Origin of the sequence: Paracoccus sp. PAR01 (genome assembly GCF_014851995.1) — a bacterium.
Classification (GTDB): Bacteria; Pseudomonadota; Alphaproteobacteria; order Rhodobacterales; family Rhodobacteraceae; genus Paracoccus; species Paracoccus litorisediminis.
Map to the genome: position 1 here is coordinate 86317 of NZ_JACVAW010000007.1, position 25184 is coordinate 111500.

General features: G+C 64.7%; 25 protein-coding genes. 13 read left to right on the top strand and 12 right to left on the bottom strand.

The genetic code is table 11. From position 1 onward, the window contains the following. Positions 1-17 precede the first annotated feature (17 nt). A complete protein-coding gene (locus IB235_RS12930) occupies positions 18-1163 on the bottom strand; it encodes an acyl-CoA dehydrogenase family protein (RefSeq protein ID WP_192337079.1) in 1146 nt (381 codons plus the stop codon). Continuing rightward, complete coding sequence (locus IB235_RS12935) at positions 1160-2308, bottom strand: amidase (RefSeq protein ID WP_192337080.1); 1149 nt, start codon at positions 2306-2308, stop codon at positions 1160-1162. The genes IB235_RS12930 and IB235_RS12935 overlap by 4 nt, the downstream gene beginning before the upstream one ends. Before the next feature lie 400 nt (positions 2309-2708). Between IB235_RS12935 and IB235_RS12940 the strand changes: the two genes are divergently transcribed. The 7 genes from IB235_RS12940 (at position 2709) to IB235_RS12970 (ending at position 9559) form a co-directional block, all read left to right on the top strand. Continuing rightward, positions 2709-3272: a nuclear transport factor 2 family protein gene (locus IB235_RS12940; RefSeq protein WP_155040297.1), complete on the top strand. Its 564-nt coding sequence runs from the start codon at positions 2709-2711 to the stop codon at positions 3270-3272. Between the two features lie 271 nt (positions 3273-3543). After that, positions 3544-4521 carry a tripartite tricarboxylate transporter substrate binding protein gene (locus IB235_RS12945; protein ID WP_192337081.1) on the top strand — a complete coding sequence of 326 codons (978 nt, stop codon included), beginning with the start codon at positions 3544-3546 and terminating at the stop codon, positions 4519-4521. 63 nt (positions 4522-4584) lie between these two features. Beyond that, the gene (locus IB235_RS12950; RefSeq protein ID WP_192337082.1) at positions 4585-5046 is read left to right on the top strand and encodes a tripartite tricarboxylate transporter TctB family protein; all 462 of its coding nucleotides are present in this window, start codon (positions 4585-4587) and stop codon (positions 5044-5046) included. Between the two features lie 3 nt (positions 5047-5049). Beyond that, positions 5050-6555, top strand: a complete 1506-nt coding sequence (locus IB235_RS12955; RefSeq protein WP_192337083.1) for a tripartite tricarboxylate transporter permease — start codon at positions 5050-5052, stop codon at positions 6553-6555. Positions 6556-6623: 68 nt separating this feature from the next. After that, the gene (locus tag IB235_RS12960; RefSeq protein ID WP_225612289.1) at positions 6624-7628 is read left to right on the top strand and encodes a LacI family DNA-binding transcriptional regulator; all 1005 of its coding nucleotides are present in this window, start codon (positions 6624-6626) and stop codon (positions 7626-7628) included. A 189-nt stretch (positions 7629-7817) separates the two neighbouring features. Continuing rightward, a complete protein-coding gene (locus IB235_RS12965; RefSeq protein ID WP_192337084.1) occupies positions 7818-8840 on the top strand; it encodes a four-carbon acid sugar kinase family protein in 1023 nt (340 codons plus the stop codon). Then, on the top strand, positions 8840-9559 hold the full coding sequence (locus IB235_RS12970) for a FadR/GntR family transcriptional regulator (RefSeq protein ID WP_192337085.1): 720 nt from the start codon (positions 8840-8842) through the stop codon (positions 9557-9559). Before IB235_RS12965 ends, IB235_RS12970 begins: the two co-directional genes overlap by 1 nt. 3 nt (positions 9560-9562) lie before the next feature. Here the strand turns inward: IB235_RS12970 and IB235_RS12975 are convergent, their stop codons facing one another. The 3 genes from IB235_RS12975 to IB235_RS12985 are packed head-to-tail and all read right to left on the bottom strand — an operon-like array spanning position 9563 to position 12842. Beyond that, positions 9563-10675, bottom strand: a complete 1113-nt coding sequence (locus IB235_RS12975) for an iron-containing alcohol dehydrogenase (RefSeq protein WP_192337086.1) — start codon at positions 10673-10675, stop codon at positions 9563-9565. A 23-nt stretch (positions 10676-10698) separates the two neighbouring features. Then, positions 10699-11649 carry a 4-hydroxythreonine-4-phosphate dehydrogenase PdxA gene (pdxA, locus tag IB235_RS12980; RefSeq protein WP_192337087.1) on the bottom strand — a complete coding sequence of 317 codons (951 nt, stop codon included), beginning with the start codon at positions 11647-11649 and terminating at the stop codon, positions 10699-10701. After that, positions 11646-12842, bottom strand: a complete 1197-nt coding sequence (locus tag IB235_RS12985; protein WP_192337088.1) for an exo-alpha-sialidase — start codon at positions 12840-12842, stop codon at positions 11646-11648. Before IB235_RS12985 ends, pdxA begins: the two co-directional genes overlap by 4 nt. 309 nt (positions 12843-13151) lie before the next feature. On the opposite strand from IB235_RS12985, the gene IB235_RS12990 reads away from it, so the two are divergent. Together IB235_RS12990 and IB235_RS12995 are read left to right on the top strand one after the other, a co-directional pair. Continuing rightward, positions 13152-14663, top strand: coding sequence for an ABC transporter substrate-binding protein (locus IB235_RS12990; protein WP_370576889.1), 1512 nt, complete (start codon positions 13152-13154; stop codon positions 14661-14663). Positions 14664-14729: 66 nt separating this feature from the next. After that, positions 14730-15611: a dihydrodipicolinate synthase family protein gene (locus tag IB235_RS12995; RefSeq protein WP_192337090.1), complete on the top strand. Its 882-nt coding sequence runs from the start codon at positions 14730-14732 to the stop codon at positions 15609-15611. Here IB235_RS12995 and IB235_RS13000 read toward each other — a convergent pair. Both IB235_RS13000 and IB235_RS13005 read right to left on the bottom strand, forming a co-directional pair. Continuing rightward, positions 15608-16852, bottom strand: a complete 1245-nt coding sequence (locus IB235_RS13000; RefSeq protein ID WP_192337091.1) for an ATP-binding protein — start codon at positions 16850-16852, stop codon at positions 15608-15610. The genes IB235_RS12995 and IB235_RS13000 overlap by 4 nt on opposite strands. Positions 16853-16856: 4 nt before the next feature. Further along, positions 16857-17570, bottom strand: a complete 714-nt coding sequence (locus IB235_RS13005; protein WP_192337092.1) for a response regulator — start codon at positions 17568-17570, stop codon at positions 16857-16859. Between the two features lie 244 nt (positions 17571-17814). Between IB235_RS13005 and IB235_RS13010 the strand changes: the two genes are divergently transcribed. Continuing rightward, positions 17815-18246 (top strand): hypothetical protein, encoded by a 432-nt coding sequence (locus tag IB235_RS13010; protein ID WP_192337093.1) that lies wholly within the window; start codon positions 17815-17817, stop codon positions 18244-18246. Between the two features lie 53 nt (positions 18247-18299). On the opposite strand, the gene IB235_RS13015 is transcribed toward IB235_RS13010, so the two are convergent. Together IB235_RS13015 and IB235_RS13020 are read right to left on the bottom strand one after the other, a co-directional pair. After that, on the bottom strand, positions 18300-20228 hold the full coding sequence (locus IB235_RS13015; RefSeq protein ID WP_192337094.1) for a MacB family efflux pump subunit: 1929 nt from the start codon (positions 20226-20228) through the stop codon (positions 18300-18302). A 1-nt stretch (position 20229) separates the two neighbouring features. Further along, on the bottom strand, positions 20230-21441 hold the full coding sequence (locus tag IB235_RS13020) for an efflux RND transporter periplasmic adaptor subunit (protein ID WP_192337095.1): 1212 nt from the start codon (positions 21439-21441) through the stop codon (positions 20230-20232). Between the two features lie 232 nt (positions 21442-21673). Between IB235_RS13020 and IB235_RS13025 the strand changes: the two genes are divergently transcribed. Both IB235_RS13025 and IB235_RS13030 read left to right on the top strand, forming a co-directional pair. Beyond that, positions 21674-21916 carry a hypothetical protein gene (locus IB235_RS13025; protein ID WP_192337096.1) on the top strand — a complete coding sequence of 81 codons (243 nt, stop codon included), beginning with the start codon at positions 21674-21676 and terminating at the stop codon, positions 21914-21916. 86 nt (positions 21917-22002) lie between these two features. Next, positions 22003-22608, top strand: a complete 606-nt coding sequence (locus IB235_RS13030) for a pyridoxamine 5'-phosphate oxidase family protein (protein ID WP_192337097.1) — start codon at positions 22003-22005, stop codon at positions 22606-22608. A gap of 59 nt (positions 22609-22667) precedes the next feature. Here the strand turns inward: IB235_RS13030 and IB235_RS13035 are convergent, their stop codons facing one another. From IB235_RS13035 to IB235_RS13045, 3 genes are all read right to left on the bottom strand, one after another. After that, positions 22668-22877: a hypothetical protein gene (locus tag IB235_RS13035; RefSeq protein WP_155040315.1), complete on the bottom strand. Its 210-nt coding sequence runs from the start codon at positions 22875-22877 to the stop codon at positions 22668-22670. A 52-nt stretch (positions 22878-22929) separates the two neighbouring features. Continuing rightward, on the bottom strand, positions 22930-23136 hold the full coding sequence (locus IB235_RS13040; RefSeq protein ID WP_155040316.1) for a cold-shock protein: 207 nt from the start codon (positions 23134-23136) through the stop codon (positions 22930-22932). 577 nt (positions 23137-23713) lie between these two features. Further along, positions 23714-24148, bottom strand: coding sequence for an Lrp/AsnC family transcriptional regulator (locus IB235_RS13045; protein WP_155040317.1), 435 nt, complete (start codon positions 24146-24148; stop codon positions 23714-23716). A gap of 108 nt (positions 24149-24256) precedes the next feature. Between IB235_RS13045 and rocF the strand changes: the two genes are divergently transcribed. After that, on the top strand, positions 24257-25183 hold the full coding sequence (gene rocF, locus IB235_RS13050) for an arginase (protein ID WP_192337098.1): 927 nt from the start codon (positions 24257-24259) through the stop codon (positions 25181-25183). Position 25184 lies beyond the last annotated feature (1 nt).

A 25184-nucleotide genomic window follows, 5' to 3' on the forward strand; every position in this document is an offset into this window, starting at 1 on the left:
CTCTCTTGTTCTGAATTTCAGGGAAAGCCGGGGGGCGTCTTTTCGCCGAACATGGCGGCGCCAGCGGCGGTCCATGTCCCCGCGGCCATGAAGGCGTGCTGGGCGACGCAGGCCGCATCGACCATGATCCGACCCAGCGGGTGGCCGCGCACCATCGCGCCGGTGCCGCCCATGACAAAGGCCATGCGGGCGATCTCGGCGGCTTCCTCGGCGGCATGCGTTGCCGCCATGCGCAGGCGGATATGGGTCTCGCGGTCGACCGAGGGCGCATGGGCCAGTTGGTCCCATGCCGTCTCGATGATGTCGAAGAACTGGGCGCGGGCACCGGCCAGACGGGCCTCGGCGCGGGCAAGGCTTTCCTGCACATGCGGGCGCGCGCCGGGGCTGGGGGCCCCGGTGATCGAGGCGCGGTTGGCGGCGTCCGAGCGCACCCAGTCCAGCGCCTCGCGCGCGGTACCCAGACCCACCACTGCCAGCACCTGCGCGGCCAAGGCCATGGCCGGATAGCGGAAGATGCGGTCCTCCATCGCGGATTTCGCGCCGCGCACGAATGTCCATTCCGGGGCGACAACAACCTTGTCCACGACGATGTCATGACTGCCGGTGGCGGTCAGGCCGATCGTGTCCCAGGTCTCGTCGATGGTCACGAGGGCGCGCGGCATGACGGCGGTGCGGGGCAGGGGCGCATCCTCGCCCTCGATCTTGATGCCCGCGCCGATCAGGTCGGCGGCCATCGAGCCGGAACCGTAAGGCCAGCGGCCCGAGACCTCGAACCCGCCCTCGACCCGGCGCGCGGGTTGCGGGGGGAACATCGCACCCGCAAAGACCGTGTCGGGATCGGCGCGGAAGATCGTGGCATAGGTCTCGACCGGCAGTGCAGCCAGATAGGTCGAGGACACGCCAAAGCTTGCCACCCAGCCAGCCGAAGCATCGGCGGTCGAAATCGTCTCGATCATCCGCAGGAAGGCTGCCGGAGAGATCTCGTCCCCGCCAAAACGGGCGGGCACGAAGGCGCGATATATGCCGGCGCGACGGAAACCCTCGACGATATCGCGGGGGATATGGCGCAGGGTTTCGAATTCGCCGCGACGGGCGCGGATCTGGGCCAGCAGGTCGGCAAGACCGGCATGGGCTGCGGGCCTAAGGCTGAGGACTTCATTCATGCGGTCAGTTCCTTGGTCGCAAGGGCGGTCAGTCGCGGTTCAAGCCAGCGGGCGATGGCGCAAAGACGGGCGTCGTCATGCATCCGGCCGACGATCTGGACCCCGGCAGGCAGGCCATCCGCAGTGCGGATCGGCAGGACCAGCGCCGGATGGCCCGACAGGTTGAAGGGCCGCAGGAAGCGGGTCAGCGGCAGGACGGTATTCGGGTCCGTCGCCTCGGCCAGGGTCGGGGGCACGACGGGCAGCGCGGGCAGGATCAGCGCGTCGCGGTCCTCAAGCGCGGCATCGACCTGAAGGGCAAAGGCGCGGCCGATTTCGCGCGCGGCATCGACCGCATCAGCCGAAATCTTGGCCCCACCTGCGATCCGGGTGCGAACGTCGGCACCGATCAGGTGCTGCGGCAGATGGGCAAAGGCGGCGGCGGTTTCGGCGGCGATCACTGTCATACCGGCGGCAAAGGCCTGATCCAGCAGCGACAGCGTGGCGGCATCCAGCGCCAGATCCCCGACCGGGGCAAAGGCCGCGTCGATATTCGCATCCGACGTGACCGCGATGCGGCGCAGACGCGGGGCGTGGGTCAGGGCCGTGGGACGGAAGGTCGGGTCCATCAGCGTCATCGCGGCCTCGATCCCCGCCGCATCGCGGGCAAAGGGGCCGATGCAATCCAGCGAGCTGTCGGCCGGCGTGGCCCCCTTGCGCGAGATACGGCCAAAGCTGGGTTTCAGCCCGGCAATGCCGCAGCAGATCGCGGGCTGGCGGATCGAGCCACCGGTATCCGTGCCGATCGCGAAATCGACTGCGCCAGCCGCCACCGCCACCGCCGAACCCGAGGACGAGCCTCCGGGAATGCGGTCGGGCCAGTTCGGGTTCAGCGGCGTCCCGGTAAAGGCGTTCACCCCGGTCATGCCGAAGGCCAGCTCGTGCATATTGGCCTTGCCCAGAATGCGCGCGCCTTGGGCCAGAACGGTTTCGACCACCTCGGCATGGACAGCCGCCGGGGCCGCATCCGCCAGTGCCGCCGAGCCGCAGCCCGAAACCATGCCCGCGATGTCGATGCAGTCCTTGACGACAAGGCTGGGGCCATCGCCGCCCAGCGTGAAACGCGCCACCAGCGCGTGATCGGGAAAGTGTGCCTGGGTCGCCATGACAGCTCCTTGGGTGCGACCACGGGTCGCGGTGACTTCACTTGTTACGTGAAAATTACCGCAAAAAAAGAATCGGTCAACGCAGATTCGTTATCGGAAACGAAAATAATGATTTATTATCAGTATGTTGAATGTGATTTTTCCGCCGCCCTTAAGAGGGTGCGTGACATGCGGCATGGCATGAAGGGGCGGGTGCATGACCTGCCTGTCCTCATGCTACTCATTACATTCCTTTTCACGCAATAAAAATCTTACGCAGTGGCGCTGATTTCCGGTCCTGCCTGTGCAAACGCCACGCCTGCGCGAAATTAATTCACTAATCGCGTGAAAATTACCGCTTGATTCGTGATGAACTCGCGCTTTAGCCTGTCCGCATCATCCCGAAACCCCGGAGAATCCCATGTCCGTTATGGAAGACAGCAGGCTTTCCAGCCTGATCGCCCGCGTCGAGGTGCTTGAGGCCGAGGCCGAGATTCGCCGCATTCAGGCGCGCTACATGTTCCTGTGCGACACGCCCATGCCGGAATTCGGCGTGACCACCGATGCCGAGCGGATCGACCTGATCATGGAGCTGTATGCCGAGGATGCCATCTGGGAAGGCGTCGGCGAATATTATCAGGGCCAGTTCGGGCAGGCGGTCGGCGCCCCCGCCATCCGCAAGCATTTCGAGGCCTTCTGGGGCGAGAAGAAAGAGCCCGAGCTGCTGCTGAACTGCCATTACCTGACCTCGGAACAGATCCACGTCCATGGTGACACGGCGGATGGGCAATGGGTCCATATGCAGCCCTGGCTGTTTTCCGACGGCAAGGCGCTGCTGCGCTCCTCGCGGCTGAACAACACCTTCCGCAAGCAGGACGGACGCTGGCTGATCACCCGGACGCGGACCGAGAACGTGTTCATCGCGCCGCTCTCGCCGGGCTGGGCCTCGGATTATCCGCGCGCATCGGTGCTGATGAAGCCCTGATCAGGGGAATGCGCACCTAAGGTTGTTGTGACCGCATCAACATAGCGGTCGCTAAAGGTCGAATGCCGATGGCTGGCCCGTATGCTGGGCCAGCCATAAAAATTTGGGCCGTCGTTGACGGGATGCGCCATGAGTTGCGTCCGCGACCGTTCAGTTTTTGGCATGGCGCCCATAGCAGAAACGAAAGTTCTTGACGGAGTCGGTCGGGCTGATCGAAACTCCATGCATGCGCATGCATACGGGGAATTGCAGCGCATTCAGGGAGGAAGACATGAATAAAATCATTACTGCAGCGGCGGGTTTCGCCGTTGCTTTCGGTGCGCTTGCCGGTCCGGTCATGGCGCAGGATTATCCCGCCAAACCCGTTACGCTGATCGTGCCCTTTCCGCCGGGCGGGGCCAGCGACACCATTGGCCGCGTCACCACACAAGCCATGCAGGAGGGTTTCGGCCAATCCATCGTGGTCGAGAACAAGCCGGGCGCGAATGGCGCAATTGGCGCCGCCTCGGTCGCCCGCAGCGCGCCGGATGGCTACACGCTGATCGCGGCCTCGATCGGGACTTTCGGCATCAACCCGGCGCTGCGTTCCGATCTGGAATACGATCCGCGCAAGGATCTGGACATGCTGACGATCGCGGTCCGCACGCCCAACGCACTGGTCACGCGCCCCGGTCTTGGCGTCAAAACGGTCGAGGAGCTGGTGGCGAAACTTAAAGCCGAGCCGGACACGCTGACCTTCGCCTCGTCGGGGACGGGGTCCTCGGACCACCTGACCGCCGAGCTGTTCTGGCAAACCAGCCAGACCTCGGGCATCCACGTTCCCTACAAGGGCGGCGGGCCGGCCCAGACCGACCTGATGGGCGGCCATGCCGACGTGTCCTTCCAGAACCTTGGCAACATCGCCAACTATGTCCGCGAGGGCAAGATGGAGATGCTGGCGATCACCGCCGACCAGCGCTCGCCCGATTTCCCGGACGTGCCGACGATGAAGGAACTGGGTTTCGACGGGCTTGAGGTCTATTCGTGGCAGGCCTTTGCCGCGCCCAAGGGCACCCCGCCCGAGATCCGCGCCAAGCTGGCCGAGGGCCTGACCGCCGCGCTGAAATCCCCTGCCGTCACCGAGCAGTTCGGCAAGATGGGCTTTGCCGTCGTCGCCAATGATCCGACCGAGGCCGATGCCTTTGTCGCGGCGGAAATCGACCGCTGGTCGAAGGTCGTCAAGGACGGCGACATCAAGCCCGAGCAGTAAGCCTGCCTTCCGTGCCGCCCGACCGTGGCGGCACGGACCATCTGCACGGCTTGCGAGGACAGAATGAAATCGACTTACCAGACCAAGGACTTCTGGGCCGGATGCGTCTATGTGGCGATCGGCCTTGCGGCGATCCTGATTGCGCAGGATTATAAAATGGGCACTGCCGCCCGCATGGGCGCGGGTTATTTCCCGCGCGTTCTCAGTGGGTTGCTGATGCTGATCGGGCTGGCCTCGATCCTGCGGGCATTCCTGCAACCCGGGGAAAAGGTGGAGCGCATCCAGCTGCGCCCGATGTTGCTGATCGTCGGATCGACGCTGATTTTTGCAGCCAGCGTGCGTTATCTGGGCACCGTGATCGCCGTGCCGCTGATGGGGCTGCTGGCGGCCTCGGCCAGCCGGATGTTTCGCATAGCCGTTCCCGCCTTGGTTGGGCTGGCGCTGCTGACCGCCTTTTGCACCATCGTCTTTCAAATGGGGCTTGGCGTCCCGCTGCCGATCCTTGGCAGCCTGTTCGGAGGCTGACGCATGGAGCTGATCCAAAATCTGGGCCTGGGCTTTGCCACCGCCTTCAGCGTCGCCAACCTTGCCTATTGCCTGATCGGCGTTTTCCTTGGCACGGCCATCGGCGTGCTGCCGGGGTTGGGGCCGGTCGCGACCATCGCCATGCTGCTGCCGGTGACCTTCGGCCTGTCGCCGGAAACCGCGCTGATCATGCTGGCGGGGATTTTCTATGGCGCGCAATATGGCGGCTCGACCACGGCGATCCTTGTGAACCTGCCGGGTGAATCCTCCAGTGTCGTCACCGCCATCGACGGCTATCAGATGGCGCGGCAGGGCCATGCTGGCAAGGCGCTGGCCACCGCGGCCATCGGGTCCTTCATTGCGGGCACGGTGGCGACGGTCGTCATCGCCCTGATCGCACCCGCCTTGGCCGAGGTCGCACTGGCTTTCGGCCCGCGGGAATACTTCTCGCTGATGGTGCTGGGGCTGGTGGCCTCGGTCGTGCTGGCCAGCGGCTCCTTGCTGCATGCGGTGGGGATGATCGTGCTGGGCCTGCTGCTGGGCCTGATCGGGACCGACGTGAATTCGGGCGTCATGCGCTATACCTTTGGCCGAGACGAGATGGCCGACGGCATCAGCTTTGTCGTCGTCGCCATGGGCATGTTCGGCATTGGCGAGATCCTGTCCAATCTGGAAAGCGAAGCCAGCCGCAGCATCCTTGCCCGCAAGGTCGAGGGGCTGATGCCGACCCGCGCTGACCTGCGCCGGATCATGGCCCCGGTGGCGCGCGGCACCGGCATCGGCTCGCTTCTGGGTATCCTGCCGGGGGGCGGGGCGATGCTGGCATCCTTCGCGGCCTATGCGCTGGAAAAGAAGGTCTCGCGCACGCCGGAACGTTTCGGACATGGCGCGATCGAGGGCGTGGCCGGGCCGGAATCGGCGAATAACGCCGCGGCCCAGACCAGCTTCATCCCGATGCTGACGCTGGGGATTCCGTCGAACCCGACCATGGCGCTGATGATCGGGGCGCTGATCATGCAGGGCATCCAGCCGGGGCCGGGGGTGATCTCGGATCAGCCGGCGCTGTTCTGGGGGCTGATCGTGTCGATGTGGATCGGCAATGTCATGCTGCTGGTGCTGAACCTGCCGCTGATCGGTCTATGGGTGCGGATGATCGGGATTCCCTATCATTTCCTGTATCCCTGCATCATCTTCTTCTGCGTGATCGGGGTGTTCAGCATCAACAACGCCACCTTCGACATCTGGCTGATGGCGCTGTTCGGCGTCGCGGGCTACATCCTGCGCAAGCTGGATTGCGAGCCGGCGCCGCTGCTGCTGGGCTTCGTCCTTGGCCCGATGCTGGAAGAACACCTGCGCCGCGCCATGTTGATTTCCAAGGGTGATCCGACCGGCTTCCTGACCAGCCCGATCAGCGCGACCCTGCTGGCGCTGGCGGTGGCGCTGCTGATCAGCATCCTGCTGCCCGCCATCCGCAGCAAGCGCGAGGAGGCATTCCAAGAAGAGGACTGATCCTGTCTGGGCGGGCTTGCGCTGCGGCCCGCCCTTGGCGACAAGTCTATGTCAGGCAGGGGCGCAGCATGAGCGACACGATCCAGCAAAAGGTGACGATGGCGACGATCGCGCAGCTGGCGGGCGTCACCCAGCCCACGGTCTCGCGCGCGTTCAACCACCCCGAGATGCTGCAACCCGAAACGCTGGAACGCATCATGCAGGCGGTCAACCAGACCGGCTATGTCCCGAATATGGTGGCGCGCAGCCTAGCCTCCAGCCGGACCCGGCTGCTGGCGGCGATCGTGCCGATGCTGAGCAACGTGGTCTATTCCTCGTTCCTGAAGCCCTTTACCGCCCGTATGCGCGAGGCGGGTTATCAGACCATGCTGTTCGAAAGCGGCTTTTCCCTGCAGGAAGAGGAGCGTCTGGTCGAAATGGCCATTGCCCGCCGACCCGATGGCATCCTGCTGACCGGCGCCACCCATTCCGAGACCTGCCGCCGCCACCTTCGCAGCGCCGCGATCCCGGTGGCCGAGGTCTGGGATCTGGCAGACGATCCGATCGACCTGTGCGTCGGCTTTTCGCATGACGAATCCGCCCGCCATGCCGCACGCTACCTGATCGGCAAGGGGCACCGCCGTTTCGCGGTGATCTCGGCCAATGACGAACGCGCCTATCGCCGCCGCGAGGCCTTTTCCCAGACCCTCGCTGCCGCCGGGCTGGAACTGCCACGGCGCGTGGACCTGCCCAGTTCGGCCAGCATCGGGCAGGGCAAGGCCGCTTTTGGGGCGCTTCTGGAAAGCGGCTTCGACCAAGGCGCGATCTTTTGCAGCTCGGACATCATCGCCCATGGCGTGCTGATCGAAGCGGCCCGGCGCGGCGTCGACGTCCCCGGCCGCATCGCGGTCATGGGCTTTGGCGATCAGGATTTCGCCGCCGAGATCATGCCGCCCTTGACCTCGGTGCAGATCGACCGGCAAAGGCTGGGCGAAGAGGCGGCGCGGCTGTTGCTGGCCCGGATCGAGGGCAGAGAAGCGACGCCCGCCCGCATCGATATCGGTTTCGGAATCATCGCCCGCGATACCGCCTGAGATATTTTTGTTGTAAAGAAATACATCTCGCAAAACATTCAAGGTTCGGCCTTGATTTGATGATCTATTGCAATGCATAGCGCCGTATAATGTACGCCTATTTGACAACATATTCCGACTGATCCAGACTGGCCGGAACAAAAACCGGGAATGGATCATGGCCGGACCAATGACAGACAGGGCGCGTGGATGAGCGGGCCGCAACTTGCCATCATCGCCGATGACCTGACCGGGGCGCTGGATTCCTCGGCGCCTTTTGCCGGGCGCGGGTTGCGCGTGACCGTGGCCTTGGGGGCCGAGCATCTGGCGCTGGCATTGGCCGCCCAGCCCGATGTGATCGCCGTGACCACCGGCAGCCGGGAAATCCCCGCTGATGCCGCGACTGACGCTGTGCGCCGCGCGGTCGCGGGCCTGCCTGCGGTGCGGATCTTCAAGAAGGTGGACAGCCGCCTCAAGGGCCATGTCGCGGCCGAACTTGACCCCATCCCCTTCCGTCGCGCGCTGATGGCCCCGGCAATCCCGGAATTCGGGCGCATCGTCCGGGACGGTTGCCTGATGGGCTTTGGCGTGCCGGTGCCGATTCCGGTGGCGGCCAGCCTCGGTCGTCACGCCGCACAGGCCGAAATTCCCGATACCGAGACCGCCGAGCAGATGCGCGCGGCGCTGGAAAGTACCTCGGCTGACCTGCTGATCGGTGCGCGTGGACTGGCCGAGGCGCTGGCCGTCCAGATGACCGGCCGCGCAACCGGTGCGCCTGCGACATTGCCGGGACCGGCTGCGCTGTTCGTCATCGGCTCGCGCGATCCGATCACGCTGGCGCAGGTGGCGCGCCTGCGTGAGGCAGGCGGCTTTCTGCATGTCGATGCGCCGAATGGCACGCCGGACCGATCCCTGCCGGATGCGGATCGGCTGCTGGTGCAGGCTCAGCCGGGCGCGGCTCCGGCATCGGGGCATGAGGTGGGCGTGCATCTGGCCTGTGCCGTCGCGCCGCTGCTGCGACCGGGCATGGGCACGGCGCTGCTGACCGGCGGCGCCACCGCCGAGGCGGTGCTGCGCCACCGCGCCGTTCCCTTCCTGACGATCCGGGGGGAATGCCTGCCGGGGCTGGTGGCCTCGGATGCGGGTGGCTTGACGATCGTCACGAAATCCGGCGGTTTCGGAACGGATGACAGCCTGATCCGTCTGGCGGGCTTGATCGGCGAGGAAGGCTGATGGCACTGGAAAAACCCGCGGGCCGCAAGAGCCTTGGCGATATCGTCTTTGACCGCATCCATCGTGCGATCAAATCGGGGGCCTTCGCGCCCGACGAACGCCTGCCGACTGAACATGAGCTGGCCGCCGAGTTTGAAGTCTCGCGCCCCATCGTGCGCGAGGCGCTGCAACGCTTGCGCGAACAGGGGCTAATCTATTCGCGGCGCGGGGCTGGCAGTTTCGTGCGCTCGGTCGGGTTGAAGCAGCCCTTGGGCTTTGGTCAGCTGGAAAACGTCGCCGACCTGCTGAACTGCTACGAATTCCGCCTGACGCTGGAGCCTGCCGCCGCCGCCTGCGCGGCCAAGCGTCACGACCCCGAGACGCTTTCCGCCATCGCCGCCGCGCTGGAGTTGATGCGGGACGCGACCAACCGCCAGTCGCATCGCGAGGATGCCGATTTTCAGTTCCACCTTGCCATCGCCCGGGCCAGCGAAAACAGCTATTACTCGACCGCGATGGAGGCGCTGAAGGAACATATCGCCGTCGGCATGCGCTTTCACGGGGCCTCGGTGAAGCGTGAAAGCACCGGGCTGGTCCGGGTCTTTGACGAACATGCCCGGATCTATGATGCGATCAGTCGGGGCGACGGGGCGCTGGCGCAAAGCCTGATGCATGACCATCTGTCCGGCTCGCGCGAGCGCCTGTTTGAGCGCAGGAAGCCTGCGCCCGGCGACGAATAACCCCTAGAAAGCGGCGTGATAGATCGCCAGCGCCTCCTCGACCGACATGTCGCGGGGGTTGTTGTCCATCAACCGGCGGATGGCATGGGCGTCGCTGGCAAAGCGCGAAAGCTGATCGGGGCTTGCGCCGTGCGCGGACAGCCGCATCTCGACCCCCAGATCGGCGCAGAAGCGATGCGCGGCGGGCAGCAAACCATCTGCGGGATCAAGGCCAAGTGCGCGGGCGACCTCGGCGGTCTTTTCCGGCACCACGCTTTCGTTGAAGGCCAGCACATGCGGAAAGATGATCGCATTGGCCAACCCATGCGGCAGATGCAGCAGCGTGCCCAGCGGATAGGCTAGCGCGTGGCCCGCCGCCGTATTGACCGGCCCAAGGCAGATCCCGCCATAGAATGAGGCCAGCATCAGCCCTTCGCGCGCTTCGGTGTCGGACCCGTCCTGCACCGCGCGGGCAAGGTAGCGGCCAACCAGATCGATGCCCATGCGGGCGAAGCCGTCGATGACCGGATGCGCCTTGCGGTTGGTAAACGCCTCGACGCAATGCGCCATGGCGTCGATCCCGGTGGCGGCGGTGACGGCGGGCGGCACGCTGAAGGTCAGTTCCGGGTCCAGCACCGCTAGATCGGCGATCAGATGCGGGCTTTCCACCGCGATCTTGTTGCCCGCGACGGGATCGGTGATCAGCGCGCGGATGCCGGCCTCGGACCCGGTGCCGGCGGTGGTAGCGACTTGCACAAGGCGGCTATTGCGACCGGCGACGCGGTTCGGCCCGGCGACATCGGCCAGCCCCTGATCGCCATCCCACATCGCGGCAACAAGCTTGGCCAGATCCATGACCGAGCCGCCGCCAAGCCCGACCACCAGATCGGGCTGCGCGTCACGCGCCGCCGTCAGTGCGGCTTCAAGGCAGGGGATATCAGGCTCGCCCGGAATGGCGTCAAAGACCGTCACATGGCCCGAAATCCCCAGCCGGTCCACGAAGGCCGCGGTATGGGGCGAGGCCAGCACCAGCACCCGTCCGGCATTGCCCGCCCATTCCCCGACCCTGGCGATGGCACCGGCGCCGATTTCCAGACGCTTGGGCATATGCAGGGTAATGTTTCGTGCCAAAGACATGCGGCTCTCCTTCGATGGGTGGGTCAGCTGCGCTTGCCGGCGACCAGTTTGCGGGCATAGGCGATGGCTTCGTTCATATTGCCGTGGTTCGCGATGCCCTTGCCGGCGATGTCAAAGGCGGTGCCATGATCGACCGAAGTGCGATCGATCGGCAGCTCGACCGAGACATTCACCGCCGTGTCAAAGGCCACCAGCTTGATCGGGATATGGCCCTGATCGTGATATTGCGCGACCACCAGATCGAAGCTGCCGGAATAGGCGCGGTGGAACACCGTATCGGCCGAAATCGGGCCGTAAGCGTCGATTCCCTCGGCGCGGGCGGCAGCGACGGCGGGGGTGATCTGGTCGTCATCTTCCGAGCCGAACAGCCCGTTTTCGCCGCAATGCGGGTTGATCCCCGCCACGGCGATGCGCGGGCTGTCATAGCCGATGCGCTGCAAATGGGCGTGTCCCGCCCGGATTGTCGCCAGAACGCGTTCGGTGGTGGCCCGTGCGATGGCCTCTTTCAGCGACACATGGGTCGAGACATGGATGACCTTCAGCCGCTCGGATGCCAGCAGCATATAGGCCGCTTGTGCGCCGGTCAGGCTGCGCAGCATGCCGGTATGGCCGTCATAGTGATGCCCGGCCAGATTGAGCGCCTCCTTGTTGATCGGCGCGGTGACGATGCAGCCGATCCGGCCCGCCTGCGCGTCCTGAACGGCGCGTTCGATGAAGCGAAACGCCGCATCCCCGGCAACGGGCGAAAGCTGGCCCCATGGTAGTGGCGCGCCATCAATGGACAGATCAACGACATGGCCGGTCAGGTCCAGATCAAGGCCGCTGACCGTCTTCGCCGCTTCCAGCGTCACCAGATTGCCATAGATGCGGGTGCGGGCGCGATCCTCGGAGGACATCTCGGCCAGGGCGCGGACACTGATTTCCGGGCCGACCCCGGCCGGGTCGCCCATGGTGATGCCGATGATCTCGCTCATGTCATGCTCCGTGCAGATTGGGCCCAGCCGGGCGGCAGTCGGACATATTTGATGGCCCGCCGGTGATAGGTATAGGCAATATGCAGACTGCCATCCGGCGCTTCCAGCAACCAGGGATAGGACAGTTCCTTGTTGCGCCCGTCGGTCGAGTCGTTCGAGGTGCAGGTGCCCGGCCCGTCCTCGATCACCAGCCGCAGCGGGAAGGTGTGGCCGCCATCCTCGGACAGGCAGACGGCCACCGGCGCGCGCGGCACACCCCAGACGGGCACGCAGCCGCCGGTCGGATCGGCATCGGGGCGGGCGTCGTCCTCGCCCAGCTCGTCGTAAAGCGAGGCGCGGCGGTCGGTCGAGCTTGCCGCTGAGGAAACGTTGCAGATCACCGCGATGCGGTCATCCGCCATCCGGATCGCGGCAATCGAGGAATTGTTGTTCGGCAGATTGGTCGGCTGCGGCGCAGACCAGCTTGTCCCGCCGTCGCGCGACAGGCTGACATGCACGGCATCGGCCTGCCTGCGGCGGTAAAAGGCCGGGATGATACCCTCGCGGCCCTCGACCGGGCTCATATGGACCGAGCCAATGGAGTCAGGCACGTCGTCAAGCCGCCAGCTTGCGCCGCCATCGGTCGAAACCGCAACCGCTGCCGTGTCATGGCTGCCGTTCCATTTCTGCCCCGGCCGCGAGACACAACGAAAGATCGGCAACAGCCACGCCCCGTCAGGGCGCAAAGTGACCCGCCCGCGAACGAAACAGCCGCGCGGCAATTCGTCCAGATAGCGGCCCATCCCGGCGCTGAGCTGCAGCGGGTCCTGCGGATCGCGGGTCAGCGGGGCCATGCGAATGCGGCACTCATCCTGATTTCCCGAAGGCTGCGAGGTGTGAAACAGCCACTGCCCGCCATCCGGCGCGGCAAAGATCACCGGGTTCTGTTCGGAATGCGCGGGATCGTCGCTCAGGCGCAGGGCAGGGCCCCAGCTATCTGCCCCCGGCACCAGCACCGAGGCATGGATCGAGATGTCCGATTTCCCCTCAAGCGTGCCGCCAAACCATGCGCAGACCAGCGCGCCATCGGGCAGCAGATGCAGGAAGGCCGCGTGGTTCTGGATCATGGGCGAGGGCAGCAGGGCCTCGCTGCGGCCATCCCCGACCGGGTGAAGCCTGCCCGTCATCGCGGTGGCGATTTCTGCCGGTGTCATCCTGCCCTCCCTTGCCGGTGACCGTTCTGTCGGTCGGACATTCGCCGCATGTTCATTCAGTTGTCAAGTTGATGATTGAATGAATAAGCCGGCAATCGGCCCCTCAATACGTAAAAAATCCCAATAAACGCGGGAGATATGATCGATTCAAAAAATTCTTCGGTGCCATTAGTCAAACTTTCATTGACAACTTTGTCTGCTCTGGACAATCCTGCCCACAGAAGGCCGGGGGAGCGGCCGACACGGGCGGAGGGGGCAGGCCGGAAACCGGCGTCCCGATCCGCTTATCATCCTTGGGGAGGACGCGAAGTGAAGAATGCTCTGAGATTTGGCGCCGTGATCCTTGCGGCGGGGCTTGGTGGGGCGGTTCTGCCCGCTTACGCCGCCGATACCGATATCAAGATCGTCCTCAGCGAGGATCTGGACCTGCTTGAACCCTGCATGGCGACGCGCTCGAATATCGGCCGGGTCATCATGGAGAATGTCAGCGAGACCCTGACCGAATACGACACCCGCAATGGCAAGGGCCTGATGCCGCGTCTGGCCGAAAGCTGGAGCCAGCAGCCCGACGGCTCATGGCGGTTCAAGCTGCGCGAGGGAGTGAAGTTCTCGGATGGCACGACCTTTGACGCCAAGGATGTGAAGCATTCCTTCGACCGGGTCATGAGCGACAAGATCACCTGTGAATCCCAGCGCTATTTCGGCGGCATGACCGTCACCCCGGAAGTGGTCGATGACCTGACCATCGACTTCAAGGCCGATCCGGTTCAGCCGATCCTGCCCCTGCTGCTGTCCTTGGTCACCATCGTCCCCGAGGAAACCCCGATCGAATTCATCCGCAGCCCGATCGGTACCGGCCCCTATGCGCTGACCGACTGGAAGCCCGGCCAGCAGATCGTGCTGTCGCGCCGCGACGATTACTGGGGCGAGGCCCCCAAGGTCACGCAGGCCACCTATCTGTTCCGCACCGATCCCTCCGTCCGCGCCGCCATGGTTGCCACCGGCGAGGCCGACATCGCCCCCTCGATCTCTCGCGAGGATGCGAATACCCCGGCCACCGACTTCACCTATCTGGATTCGGAAACCGTCTATATCCGCCTCGACAGCTCGGTTGCGCCGGTCAGCGATCTGCGCGTGCGCAAAGCCCTAAACATGGCCATCGACCGTCAGGCCTTTATCGGCACGCTGCTGCCCGAGGGCACGGAACTGGCCGTGGCGCTGTTCCCGCCGACCACTGCCGGCTGGAACCCTGATATCAAGGTTCCCGCCTTTGATCCCGAAGGGGCCAAGAAACTGTTGGCAGAGGCCAAGGCAGCCGGCGTCCCCGTCGATACCGAAATCAAGCTGATCGCCCGCACCGCCAACTTCCCCAAGGTCACCGAGGTGATGGAGGCCGTGCAGCAGATGCTGACCGATGTGGGCTTCAACGTGAAGCTGGAGTTCCACGAGGTCGCCGAGCATGAGAAATACTACTCGAAACCCTATCCGACCGATCAGGGCGTCTACATGCTGGCCGCGATGCATGACAACAACAAGGGTGACCCGGTCTTCACCATGTATTTCAAATATGCCAGCGACGGCCGGCAATCTGGGATCTCGGACCCGAAGGTGGATGATCTGATCGCCAAGGCCTCGGCTGCGACCGGCGACGAACGCGCCAAGCTGTGGTCGGAACTGGCGGCCTATGTGCATGAGGACCTGGCTGCCGACATCCCGCTGTTCCACATGGTCAGCTATAGCCGCGTCGGCGAGCGTCTGGACTTCAAGCCCAACATCGCCACCAACGGCCAGCTGCAGCTGTCCCATATCGGCTTCAAGTAACGCACGACCTCTCCCTTCCCTGCGCGGCGGAGCGATCCGCCGCGTCTTTTATGCCGGAGCCTCCTGATGACGAAAGAAGCCTTTGTCGCGCTGGTCACCTGTTTCAACGATGACGAGACGCTCAATCTTGACGCCACCCGCGCGCAGGTGCGCCGTCAGGTGGACGCTGGCAACAACATCATGTGCGCGGGCACCAATGGCGATTTCACTGCCCTGACCTATGACGAGAAAGTCGCCCTGACCGAAGCCGTCGTCGATGAGGTCGCGGGTCGCGCGCGCGTCATCGTGAACGCCGGAATGCCCGCAACCTTCGAGACGGTGAAGCTTGCGCGCGAGTTTGACCGCATCGGCGTCGATGGCATCGCGGTCATCACGCCTTTCTTCATCGCCTGCACGCAGGACGGGTTGGTGCGGCATTTCTCGACCGTGGCGGATGCGGTCGAAACGCCGGTCTATCTTTACGACATCCCCGCCCGCACCCAGAACCATATCGAGCCCGAGACCGCCCGCCATCTGGCCGGGCATGGCAATATCGCCGGGATAAAGGATTCAGGCGGCGCGCAGGATACGCTTGAGGCCTATCTGAAGGTGGGCCAAGAAGTCGGTGATTTCGCGGTCTATTCCGGCCCGGACCATCTGGTCCACTGGTCGCTGCAAAACGGGGCGGCGGGCTGCATCTCGGGTCTGGGCAATGTCATGCCGCATGTGCTGGCTGCGATCATCCGCGCATTTAACGCCGGCGATCAGGCCGAGGCTGCGCGCCAGCAGGGCATCTTTGGCGATTTCCGCAAAGACCTGTATGGGCTGGGTTATCCCCCGGCGCTGGTCAAGCGGGCGCTGTTCCTGATGGACAATTCGGTCGGGGCCAGCCGCCAGCCCGCGCTGCTGCCCGATCCCGCGCAGGACGCGCAGATTGCGGCAATCCTGAAGCGCTACGAATTGATCTAGGCAAGGGGCAGGCTGCAAACCTGCTCCAACCCGCGCGGTTCGCGGTTCCGGATGGTGATGCTGCCCTGATGACGCTCGATGATCTCGCGCGCGATGGCCAGTCCCAGACCGGCACCGGGCACGGATTTGCGCCGGGCCGGATCGACGCGGAAGAAGGGCTCAAAGACGCGGGACAGCATGTCCTCGGGCAGGCCGGGGCCGTTGTCGAGGATGCGGATCACCGCGTTATTGCCCTGTCGGGTCAGCGACACTTCAGCCCCCATGCCATGGGTCGCGGCGTTCGAGATCAGGTTGCGCAAGGCGCGGGTCAGGGCCAGTGGCCCGGCGATCACCTCGGTCGGGGGCAGGGCGGCCAGCGTGACCGGCTGGCCAAGGGCCTGCAATTCGCGCGCGATTTCGGTCAGCAGGCGGTCAAGGCGCAACGGCTCGGTCTCAACGGCGCCGACCTCCTCGCGGACCAGCCGGATGGCGCTGTCGGCGATCAGGTCCAGTTCCTCAAGGTCGGACAGCCATTTCGCCCGCTCCTCGTCATCCTCGATGAACTCGGCGCGCAGCCGCATCCGGGTCATCGGGGTGCGCAGGTCATGGCCCGCCGCCGCGACCAGTCGCATCCGGCTTTCCATCGCCTGACCCAACTGGCGTGACAGGCGATTCAACGCGCGGGCCGCTGCCCGCACCTCGCCCGGTCCGGTTTCGGGGATGGGTTGCATCACCCCGTCCGGGCCGATCTTGTCCACCGCATCCTCGATCAGCTGCAAGGGTCGGGTCAGCCGCCGCGCCGCATGGATCGAGATCGCGGCGCTGCCCAGCCCCATCAGCGACAGCCAGATCGCCAGCACCCTCCATTGACCGGGCGGCGGGCGCAGATCGGGGATCGGCAGGATCAGCCAGCGCCCTTGCGGCAGCGGGACCGAGACCAAGGGCGCTGCCTGTCCCGGCGCATGGGTGACGGTGGCGGCGACCGGGACGCCGGTCCGCTCCAGCGCATGGCGCAGGAAATCGGTCATGCGCTGATCCGGGATGCCGGGGGCGGGACCGGGTTGCAGCGAGTCGGGCAGGTCCTGCGGCTGGCCATGGCCCATCAGCGCCAAAGTCATGTGGATCTGTCGCGCCACCGGTTCCATCGTCGATTGCGGCGAGGGGGGCTGCATCACCCGCGTGGCGGTGAAGGTCGCCAGCACCACCACCGAGACGATGGCGGTGATCAGCAGCGCGGCGATGCGGGTGGTCAACGAGTTCATCGGTTCAGCCACCGGTCCCGACAGTCACCGAAACCGCCAGCTGGTAGCCGCCATTGCGGACGGTGCGAAAGATCGCGCCGGGCTCTTTTTCCGCCAGCTTACGGCGCAGCCTGCTCATCAGCACGTCGATCGAGCGGTCCAGCGGATCGCGGCCCCGGCCTTGGGTCAGGTCCAGCAGCTGGTCGCGGGACAAGAGCCTGCCGGGACGTTCCAGAAACACATGCAGCAGGTCGAACTCGGCCCCGGTCAGATCGACCTCGGCCCCGTCGGTGGCGATGACGCGGCGCTGGCCGGGATCGACCTCGAAACCGGCAAAACCATAGACGCGGGCTTCGGGGGCGGGGGGCTCTTCGGGGCCAGCGCGGCGCAGGACGGCCTTGATCCGGGCGACCAGTTCGCGCGGGTTGAAGGGCTTGCCCAGATAGTCGTCCGCACCCAGTTCCAGACCGACGATGCGGTCGACATCCTCTTTCAGCGCGGTGAGCAGGATGACACGCAGGTCCGGGCGGTGCTCATGCAGCGCGCGGCAGATATCCAGACCCGAGCCGTCGGGCAGCATCACGTCCAGCACGATCAGGTCGGGGCGGCTGTCGGCAATCCGCGCCTCGCATTCGCGACGGTCGGCGGCGACCGAGACGCGAAAGCCCTGCCCCTCAAGATAGCGGCGCAGCAGGTTGCGGATTTCGGGATCGTCGTCGACGATCAGGATATGCTTCATTGCCATCACCTTGGGGCTTCGGGTCGTTTCTAGCCCGGTTTCCGCCGTCGCGCTGCGCCAAATTTGTGACGAAACTTTGCTGCCACAGGCGCGGAAACGCCCGGTTACAAATCCCGCCCCGCCAGAGACCTTTCGTCACATCGCGGACCTAAGTGCGACATGACCCGTCCGTAAGGCTGGGCTGGCCAGCCTGTTCCCCAAGACGGGCTGGTACAACCAACGAGCAGTATGAAGGACATGACGGATGCGTCGATTTCTGATGATGACCGCGATCGCGGCAACCACCCTGGGCGCAGCTCAGGTCGCGCAGGCCGATGCACGGCCCGATGGCCCGCCCCCGGTCTGCCGGCCTGACCAAAAGAAATGCCCCGAAGCGCCGCATGGCGTGAAGCCGCGCAAGGACGCTCCGCGCGAAGACCGTCGCGGCCCGCCGCCGCCCGTCGAGACGCGTGGCAATGATCAGGCCCATCGTGGCCCACGCCCCGGTGACGGCCCTGAACATATCCGCCGCGCCGAAGCGGGCGATCACGGCCGCGTCTTCAAGCCCGGTCGCGACAGCCGGTTGGAGAAAGCCCCGCGCGGCAAGGAATACCGCGTCATCGACGACAAGCTGGTTCTGGTGAACAAGAAGGACAAGAAGATCGTGCGGGTCATCGGTCCCGCGCCGCGCCAGTAAGCTCGCGACATGCGGTATGCGGCGGCCGGTTCAATCCGGCCGCCGTTTTCATGTCAGCCCGCCGACAGTGCCGCGACCGGGTCCAGTTTCGAGGCGCTGACCGCGGGCATATAGCCAAAGACCAGCCCGATCCCGCAGGCGCTGGCCATCGCCGCCGTGATCGAGGCGGTCGAATAGACAGGCTGGAAACTGCCCCCGACCTGCGCAAAGATCGCGCCAAAGCCCAAGGCCGCCAGCACGCCCGCGACGCCGCCGATCAGGCAGACCAGCACCGCCTCGATCAGGAATTGCGCCCGGATGTCAGAGCGCCGCGCCCCCACCGCCATGCGCAGCCCGATCTCTCCGATCCTTTCGGTCACGGAAACCAGCATGATGTTCATCACCCCGATCCCGCCGACCAGCAGCGAGATCACCGCGATGGCCGCGATCAGCATGGTCATGGTCTGGGTGGTGCTGGTGATGGTCTGGCGGATCTCGTCATTGTTGACGATGAAGAAATCCTTGGTGCCGTGGCGCTGGGTCAGGAAATCGGTGACCGTCTGCTGTGCAATCGTCATGTCGGCATCATCGGCCACGCGCAACGTCAGTCCGCTGACGCTGGTCGAGCCCAGATAGCGCGCCTGCACCGTGCTGTAGGGGGCATAGATGGTCAGGCTGGTGCTGCCGCCCGGACCGCGGCTTTGGGTTTCGGCCACGCCGATCACCCGCAGCGGGACCTTGCCTGCCATGAAGGTCTGACCCAGCGGGTCGCCCGTCGGGAACAGGCTTTGGCGAGTGTTTTCGTCGATGACCACGTCCTGGCTCATCGCGGTCACATCAGCCGCGTCGAAAGCACGCCCTTGGGTCAGGGTGACGCCCGCCACGTCGAAATACTGCTCGCCCACGCCGCTGATCTGGGCGGTCGCCTCGGTCGAGCCATGACGCAGGGTCTGGCTGGTGCTGACTGTCGGACTGACCGAGGCGACATGCGCCTGGCGCGCCAGTTGCACCCCATCCTCCAGCACCAGCGTCGTGACCTTGCCCGAGCGGGTATCCCCGAAATTCTGCCCCGGATAGATCTGCAGCGTGTTCGTGCCCAACCCGGAGATATTCTCCAGCACCTGTTGGCGCGAGCCTTCGCCAAGCGCCACCACCGACACGACCGAGGCGATGCCGATGATGATCCCCAGCATGGTCAGAAAGCTGCGCAGCTTGTTGGCGCGCATCGCCAGCACGGCCATGCGCAGCGCCTCGGCCAGCCGCCCGATGCCCGGCACGCCCGAGGGCGCGGCGGGTTGCAGGGCAGGGGTGGCGACAGCGCTATCCGCACTGTCCGACAGGATGCGCCCGTCCGCGATCTCGATCACGCGGCGGGCGCGGGCCGCGACCTTGGGGTCATGGGTGACAAGGATGACGGTGCGACCCTCGGCGTTGAGTTCCTCAAGGATCGTCAGAACTTCCTCGCCGCTGCGGCTGTCCAGCGCGCCGGTCGGCTCATCGGCCAGAATGACGCGGGCATCGTTGACCAGCGCCCGCGCGATCGACACCCGTTGCTGTTGGCCACCGGAAAGCTGGCCCGGATGGTGGCCCAGCCGGTCGCCCATGCCCAGCCGCCCCAGCAGCGCCGCCGCCTTGTCGCGTCGCGCGGATGATGGGATGCCACGATAGATCGCGGGAACCTCGACATTTCCCAGCGCGGTCATTTCCGACAGCAGGTGATAGCGCTGAAAGACAAAGCCAAAGAATTCGCGGCGCAGCCCGGCCAACTGGCCCGGATCGAGCGTCGCGACCTCGCGCCCATCCAGACGGTAGCTGCCGCCACTGGGCCGGTCCAGACAGCCAAGGATGTTCATCAGCGTCGACTTCCCCGAACCCGAGGCGCCGATGATCGCGACGAATTCGCCCTGTGCGATATCCAGATCGATGCCATGCAGCACGGTCAGGTCGCCATCGCCGGAAGGATAGCTGCGGGTGACGCCGGAAAGTCGGATCAGCGGTTCCATTCTAACCTCCCATCGGGGGCGGGCCGCCCATCATGCCGCCGGGTCCAGCAGTTGCGGGCGTGGTGGTGACACTGGCTTCTGCGGTCACGACCTGCTCGCCCTCGGTCAGCCCGGACAGCACCTCGGCCACGACCTTGTCGTTCAATCCGATGCTGACCTGCCGCGTCTCGACCTTGCCGTTCAGGCCAAGGACGCGGACCTGCTGGCCGTCAGCCCCCGCGACCAGCGCCGCCGAGGGGATGGTCAGCGCGTCCTTGGCCGCGCCCAGAATGATGCTGACCTGCGCTGTCATATAGGTGCGCAGCTTGCCATCCGGATTCTCGACCGGGATCAGGCCGGTGTAATAGACCGCCTCACTGGTGCTGTCCGAGGTGCTGTCCGCGTCGATGGCGCTGTCGCTGACGATGCTTTGCGGTGCGGGGGCGATGTCGCCCAGCACGGATTCGTAAGTTCGCGCGGTATCGCCCAGCAGGTGAAAGCGCACCTTCTGGCCCGGCGCCACCTTGGTGATGTCGGCCTCGGAAATCTGGGCATGGACGCTCATCCGGTCCAGCTGTCCCAACACCACGATGGTCGGCGAGGATTGCGCCGCGTTCACCGTCTGCCCGGCCTGATTGACGATGGCCAGAACCGTGCCATCGCTGGGGGCGGTGATGCGGGTATAGGCCAGATTGGCCTGAGCAGTCTCGATCGCCACCTGCGCGCCGTCGATCTGCGCGTTCAGCGCGTCGATCTGGGCCTTGGCGGCGGCCACTTCCTCGGCGGCGCTGTCGTAATCGCTATGGGCGGTGGTGTTGGTTTTCAACAGGCGTTGCTGGCGGGACAGGGTCTTTTCGGCCAGATCCAGCGCGGCCTGACGTTCGGCCTTCTGGGCCTGATAATTCGCCAGCGAGGATTGCGCCGTGCGCAGCGCGTTTTCCTGCGTGATCGAGTCGATCTCGGCGATCAGGTCACCCTGCTTCACCTGCTGGCCCAGTTCGACCGCCAGCGACGTGATCCGCCCCGAGACCTGCGCCCCCACAGCCACCAGCCGCTCGGGCTTCAGCTGCCCCTCGGCCATGACGGTTTCCTCGACATCGCCACGGGTCACCATGGCGGTCTGATAGCTGGGCGTCGCCGCTAGGCCCGGCGTGATCCCGCTAAGTCGCAGCAGGCTGCCCCCGGCCAGCAGGCAGGCCACCAGCACCGCAAGGATGGTCACGGTTTTGCGCATATGTCCTTTCCCATGCAGGGCAGCGCGCATCGTGCGGCTGCCGCGTCGATCATGATCTAGGCAGGGGACATGTCGTGGTTAGGTCCTGTGGGTGAGCAAGTGTTTCCACGTCGGGGAAATTTGTAAGGAAATGTTGCCACGGCTGGCCTGGCAACATTTCCTTACAAATCCGCAGGTGCGGCCCACCCCGCGGCGCGGGCATCATCGAACGGTCACAGAAGGGGGCCGGGACATGACCGACTGCGAAAGGGCCATTGCCCGGCGCCGTATGCTGCTTTCGGTGCCGCGCTCTGACACGACCGGGACGAACCGATTGGAGGCCGTGTCATTCTGCCTGCTGGGTCTGGATGCTGACGGGCTGCGCGTGCGGTTCGTCGACGGGCGGGGGCGGCTGCTGGATCTGTCGCTGAACCCCATGGTGGCCGAGGCCCTGCGCGACTGCATTGCCCTTGCCAAGCGTCTGCCGCCGGCCTGAGCCCTTTCGCGTTTTCGCGCGCAAAGTGGTATAATCATGCCCGCGACTCTGCCGGTCTGACAGAGTCATGCAGCGAGGCTGGCGTGATGGAAACGACCCGGCTATATCATCGTGGCAATCGGGAATTGCAGGACATGTTCGACAGCCGTCGCATTGCCGACCGGCTTGAGGGCGTGACCCTGCGCGCGGCCTTCACCGACAGCGACCGAGCCTTCATCGAGGGCGTCGGGTTCTTCTTTCTGGCCACCGCAGATGCGCAAGGCAGGCCGGATTGTTCGTTCAAGGGCGGGATGCCGGGCTTTGTCCGGGTGGTCGGTCCGTCCGAGCTGGCATTTCCCGATTACGACGGCAACGGCATGTTCAAAAGCCTTGGCAATATCGCGGTCAATCCGGCGGTGGGGATGTTGTTCATCGCGATGGGGGAAACGCCGCGCCGCCTGCGGGTCAACGGCACCGCCCGGATCAACCGCGACGATCCGCTGATCGGTGACTTCATCGGTGCGCAATTGCTGGTCCGGGTCGCGGCGCAGGCGATCTTTCCGAACTGCCCGCGCTATATTCCGGGTCAGGACGGCCCCTCGATCTATGCGCCGCGTCCGGGCGTGCCCCCGATTGAACCTGCCTGGAAAGGCTTTGACGAATTCCGCGATGCCGTGCCGCCACGCGCGCCAGCGACGGGCGATAAAAAATAGGGGCCCCGGTTCACCGACGCCCCTATGACTTTGGTGATGGCCCGTGGCCGCAAGTCACATTATTTCTTGCGCTTTGTGGGTGCTGGCTTGCCTTGTGCAAGCTCGGCCGCTTCCTTGGCCAGACGCGCTTCCTTGAGGCTTGCGGTCAGCTCGTCACGGCGCTGGTTGTGATCGGCAATGATCAGACGTGCTTCGGTCGTTGTCCGGTCCAGCGCGGTTTGCGGCGCCTGCGGACTGAAAATCTTATTGTACTTATCCTTGGGTGCCATGCGGGCCTCCGAAATTTGGTCCGGCCATGATCGGCCGGACCAAGCAGCAGGATCAGGCGATGGCGAGGTTGCGCACGGACTCACGGCCGTCGCGGTTGGTCTCAATATCGAAGGTCACGGTCTGACCGTCATTCAGTTGGCGGATACCCGCAGCCTCAAGGGCCGAGATATGGACGAACACGTCCTTGCCGCCAGTTGCGGGTGCGATAAAGCCGAAGCCTTTGGTGGTGTTGAACCATTTCACGGTGCCATTGGCCATCGTGATGTCTCCTTTAGTGGATATCGCCCGCAACATGCGGCGATCAGGCACAGTCAGATCAAACCGCAGACTGCAGCCCCGAAAGGAGACAGGATGCAAAGGGAAAAAACGTTGCTCAGGTAAGATGGGATGTGCGCGATCGTCTTTCAAGTCTGGTTGTCATGGACAGGTCGGATTGGAGTTGTGAGGCTGCTTTACCCACGGCCTCGCAACAAGCGAGAGTGAGGTAATTTTATTATTAAAAATAATATGATATGACGTATTTCTCAATATTTTCTGCTTTCCGCAGTGTCGGAAATGGCCATTCCGACCGCCCCCGGGACCCTGCGCTATAAGTTTCCAGGCATAGGAATGGTCAGGAAAATAATTGTTGCCTCTGACGGGAGGGCCAAATTCGCGGCAGCGAAGTATGGATCGGCCGATCCTCGGCGGTAAGGCCTCAGCAATCCATCAGCGATGCGAGATCCACCAACGCGGGACCGCCACGATGGGCGCGATCATATCCGGGCGTGTGCGAGTGCAGGATAAGCGTTTTCAGGATCTTGCGGCTTTGTTGCAAGGTCTCGCCACTTGGCGTTCAACGAGAGCCGCTGGCGCGTCGGGTCGACAGGATCAGGTTCGTCTCGGATGTCATCACGCCATCCATGTTGCGGATGCGGCGAATGACCTCGTCCAGATCGGCCAGCGAATCCGTCGCCAGATCGACAATCATGTCCCATTTGCCATTGGTCGAATGCACGGCCATCACCGCAGGCATCCCGGTCAGCCGCGCGGTGATGCGGTCGCCGCCGCGCCCCTCGATCCCGATCATCATCAACCCGCGGACCGGCGCGACCGACACGTCCGATCGGGTCAACACCATGAATCCCGCGATCTCTCCGGTCGATTTCAACCGCTCCAGCCGCGTGCGGATGGTGGCGCGGCTGACCTTCAGCCGCTCGGCCAGTTCCGAGATCGAGGCGCGCCCGTCGCGGCGCAGCTCGGCGATCATTCCGTGGTCCAGTTCGTCCATTTCGGCAGTCATGCTTTCCAGTTTGGTCAGTCGACTTGCCAAATTAGTCGAAATTCTCATTGAAGTCACCACGAAGCGGCGGGAAATCCTTCCACGAAGGAGACTGGAATGAACAGAATTTCACTGATCGGAGCGCCGGTGGATTCCGGGCAACGCCGCCGCGGCTGCCTGATGGGACCGATCGCGTATCGCGTCGCCGGGATCGAACGCGAATTGGCCGAGCTGGGCCATGAGGTAACCGATCTGGGCGATGTCGCACCCGGCGAACTGCCGCAGGCCGAATGCCCCAACCCCGCCGTGGACCAATTGCCCGAGACGCTGGGCTGGACCCGCGCGCTGCGCGCCCGCGTCGCCGACGCGCTGGATGGTGGCACGATGCCGGTGGTCATGGGTGGCGATCACAGCCTTGCGCTGGGTTCGGTCGCGGGTGCGGCGCAGCATGCCGCGCAGGCCGGACGGCCGCTGTTCCTGCTGTGGCTGGATGCGCATAGCGATTACCACACACCGCTGACCACCGTGTCGGGCAACCTGCATGGCACGCCGGTCGCCTATATCGCCGGTCGTGCAGGTTTTGACGCCTTCCCGGCGTTCCCGGCCCCGATCCCGGCCGAGAATATCTGCATGTTCGGCATCCGCTCGGTCGATGCTGCGGAACATGCGGCCCTGCGCGAGACCAAGATCACCGTCAACGACATGCGGGGTCTGGACGAACGTGGCATCGTCGCGCCGCTTCGCGAATTCCTTGACCGCGTGCGTGCCGCGAATGGTATGCTGCATGTCAGCCTTGACGTGGATTTCCTTGACCCCTCGATCGCGCCTGCCGTGGGTACGACCGTTCCCGGCGGCGCTACCTTCCGCGAGGCGCATCTGGTTTGCGAATTGCTGCATGAATCCGGGTTGATGACCTCGCTCGATCTGGTCGAGCTGAACCCGTTCATGGATGAGCGCGGCCGTACCGCGCGCCTGATGGTCGATCTTGCCGGCTCGCTTTTCGGCAAGAAGGTGTTCGACCTCCCCACCCGCAGCTTTCTCTGAG

Excerpts from the sequence above, each read along its gene's own strand:
- IB235_RS12930 (WP_192337079.1), bottom strand. The coding sequence starts at position 1,163 with ATGAATGAAGTCCTCAGCCTTAGGCCCGCAGCCCATGCCGGTCTTGCC.
- IB235_RS12935 (WP_192337080.1), bottom strand. The coding sequence starts at position 2,308 with ATGGCGACCCAGGCACACTTTCCCGATCACGCGCTGGTGGCGCGTTTC.
- IB235_RS12940 (WP_155040297.1), top strand. The coding sequence starts at position 2,709 with ATGTCCGTTATGGAAGACAGCAGGCTTTCCAGCCTGATCGCCCGCGTC.
- IB235_RS12945 (WP_192337081.1), top strand. The coding sequence starts at position 3,544 with ATGAATAAAATCATTACTGCAGCGGCGGGTTTCGCCGTTGCTTTCGGT.
- IB235_RS12950 (WP_192337082.1), top strand. The coding sequence starts at position 4,585 with ATGAAATCGACTTACCAGACCAAGGACTTCTGGGCCGGATGCGTCTAT.
- IB235_RS12955 (WP_192337083.1), top strand. The coding sequence starts at position 5,050 with ATGGAGCTGATCCAAAATCTGGGCCTGGGCTTTGCCACCGCCTTCAGC.
- IB235_RS12960 (WP_225612289.1), top strand. The coding sequence starts at position 6,624 with ATGAGCGACACGATCCAGCAAAAGGTGACGATGGCGACGATCGCGCAG.
- IB235_RS12965 (WP_192337084.1), top strand. The coding sequence starts at position 7,818 with ATGAGCGGGCCGCAACTTGCCATCATCGCCGATGACCTGACCGGGGCG.
- IB235_RS12970 (WP_192337085.1), top strand. The coding sequence starts at position 8,840 with ATGGCACTGGAAAAACCCGCGGGCCGCAAGAGCCTTGGCGATATCGTC.
- IB235_RS12975 (WP_192337086.1), bottom strand. The coding sequence starts at position 10,675 with ATGTCTTTGGCACGAAACATTACCCTGCATATGCCCAAGCGTCTGGAA.
- pdxA (WP_192337087.1), bottom strand. The coding sequence starts at position 11,649 with ATGAGCGAGATCATCGGCATCACCATGGGCGACCCGGCCGGGGTCGGC.
- IB235_RS12985 (WP_192337088.1), bottom strand. The coding sequence starts at position 12,842 with ATGACACCGGCAGAAATCGCCACCGCGATGACGGGCAGGCTTCACCCG.
- IB235_RS12995 (WP_192337090.1), top strand. The coding sequence starts at position 14,730 with ATGACGAAAGAAGCCTTTGTCGCGCTGGTCACCTGTTTCAACGATGAC.
- IB235_RS13000 (WP_192337091.1), bottom strand. The coding sequence starts at position 16,852 with ATGAACTCGTTGACCACCCGCATCGCCGCGCTGCTGATCACCGCCATC.
- IB235_RS13005 (WP_192337092.1), bottom strand. The coding sequence starts at position 17,570 with ATGAAGCATATCCTGATCGTCGACGACGATCCCGAAATCCGCAACCTG.
- IB235_RS13010 (WP_192337093.1), top strand. The coding sequence starts at position 17,815 with ATGCGTCGATTTCTGATGATGACCGCGATCGCGGCAACCACCCTGGGC.
- IB235_RS13015 (WP_192337094.1), bottom strand. The coding sequence starts at position 20,228 with ATGGAACCGCTGATCCGACTTTCCGGCGTCACCCGCAGCTATCCTTCC.
- IB235_RS13020 (WP_192337095.1), bottom strand. The coding sequence starts at position 21,441 with ATGCGCAAAACCGTGACCATCCTTGCGGTGCTGGTGGCCTGCCTGCTG.
- IB235_RS13025 (WP_192337096.1), top strand. The coding sequence starts at position 21,674 with ATGACCGACTGCGAAAGGGCCATTGCCCGGCGCCGTATGCTGCTTTCG.
- IB235_RS13030 (WP_192337097.1), top strand. The coding sequence starts at position 22,003 with ATGGAAACGACCCGGCTATATCATCGTGGCAATCGGGAATTGCAGGAC.
- IB235_RS13035 (WP_155040315.1), bottom strand. The coding sequence starts at position 22,877 with ATGGCACCCAAGGATAAGTACAATAAGATTTTCAGTCCGCAGGCGCCG.
- IB235_RS13040 (WP_155040316.1), bottom strand. The coding sequence starts at position 23,136 with ATGGCCAATGGCACCGTGAAATGGTTCAACACCACCAAAGGCTTCGGC.
- IB235_RS13045 (WP_155040317.1), bottom strand. The coding sequence starts at position 24,148 with ATGGACGAACTGGACCACGGAATGATCGCCGAGCTGCGCCGCGACGGG.
- rocF (WP_192337098.1), top strand. The coding sequence starts at position 24,257 with ATGAACAGAATTTCACTGATCGGAGCGCCGGTGGATTCCGGGCAACGC.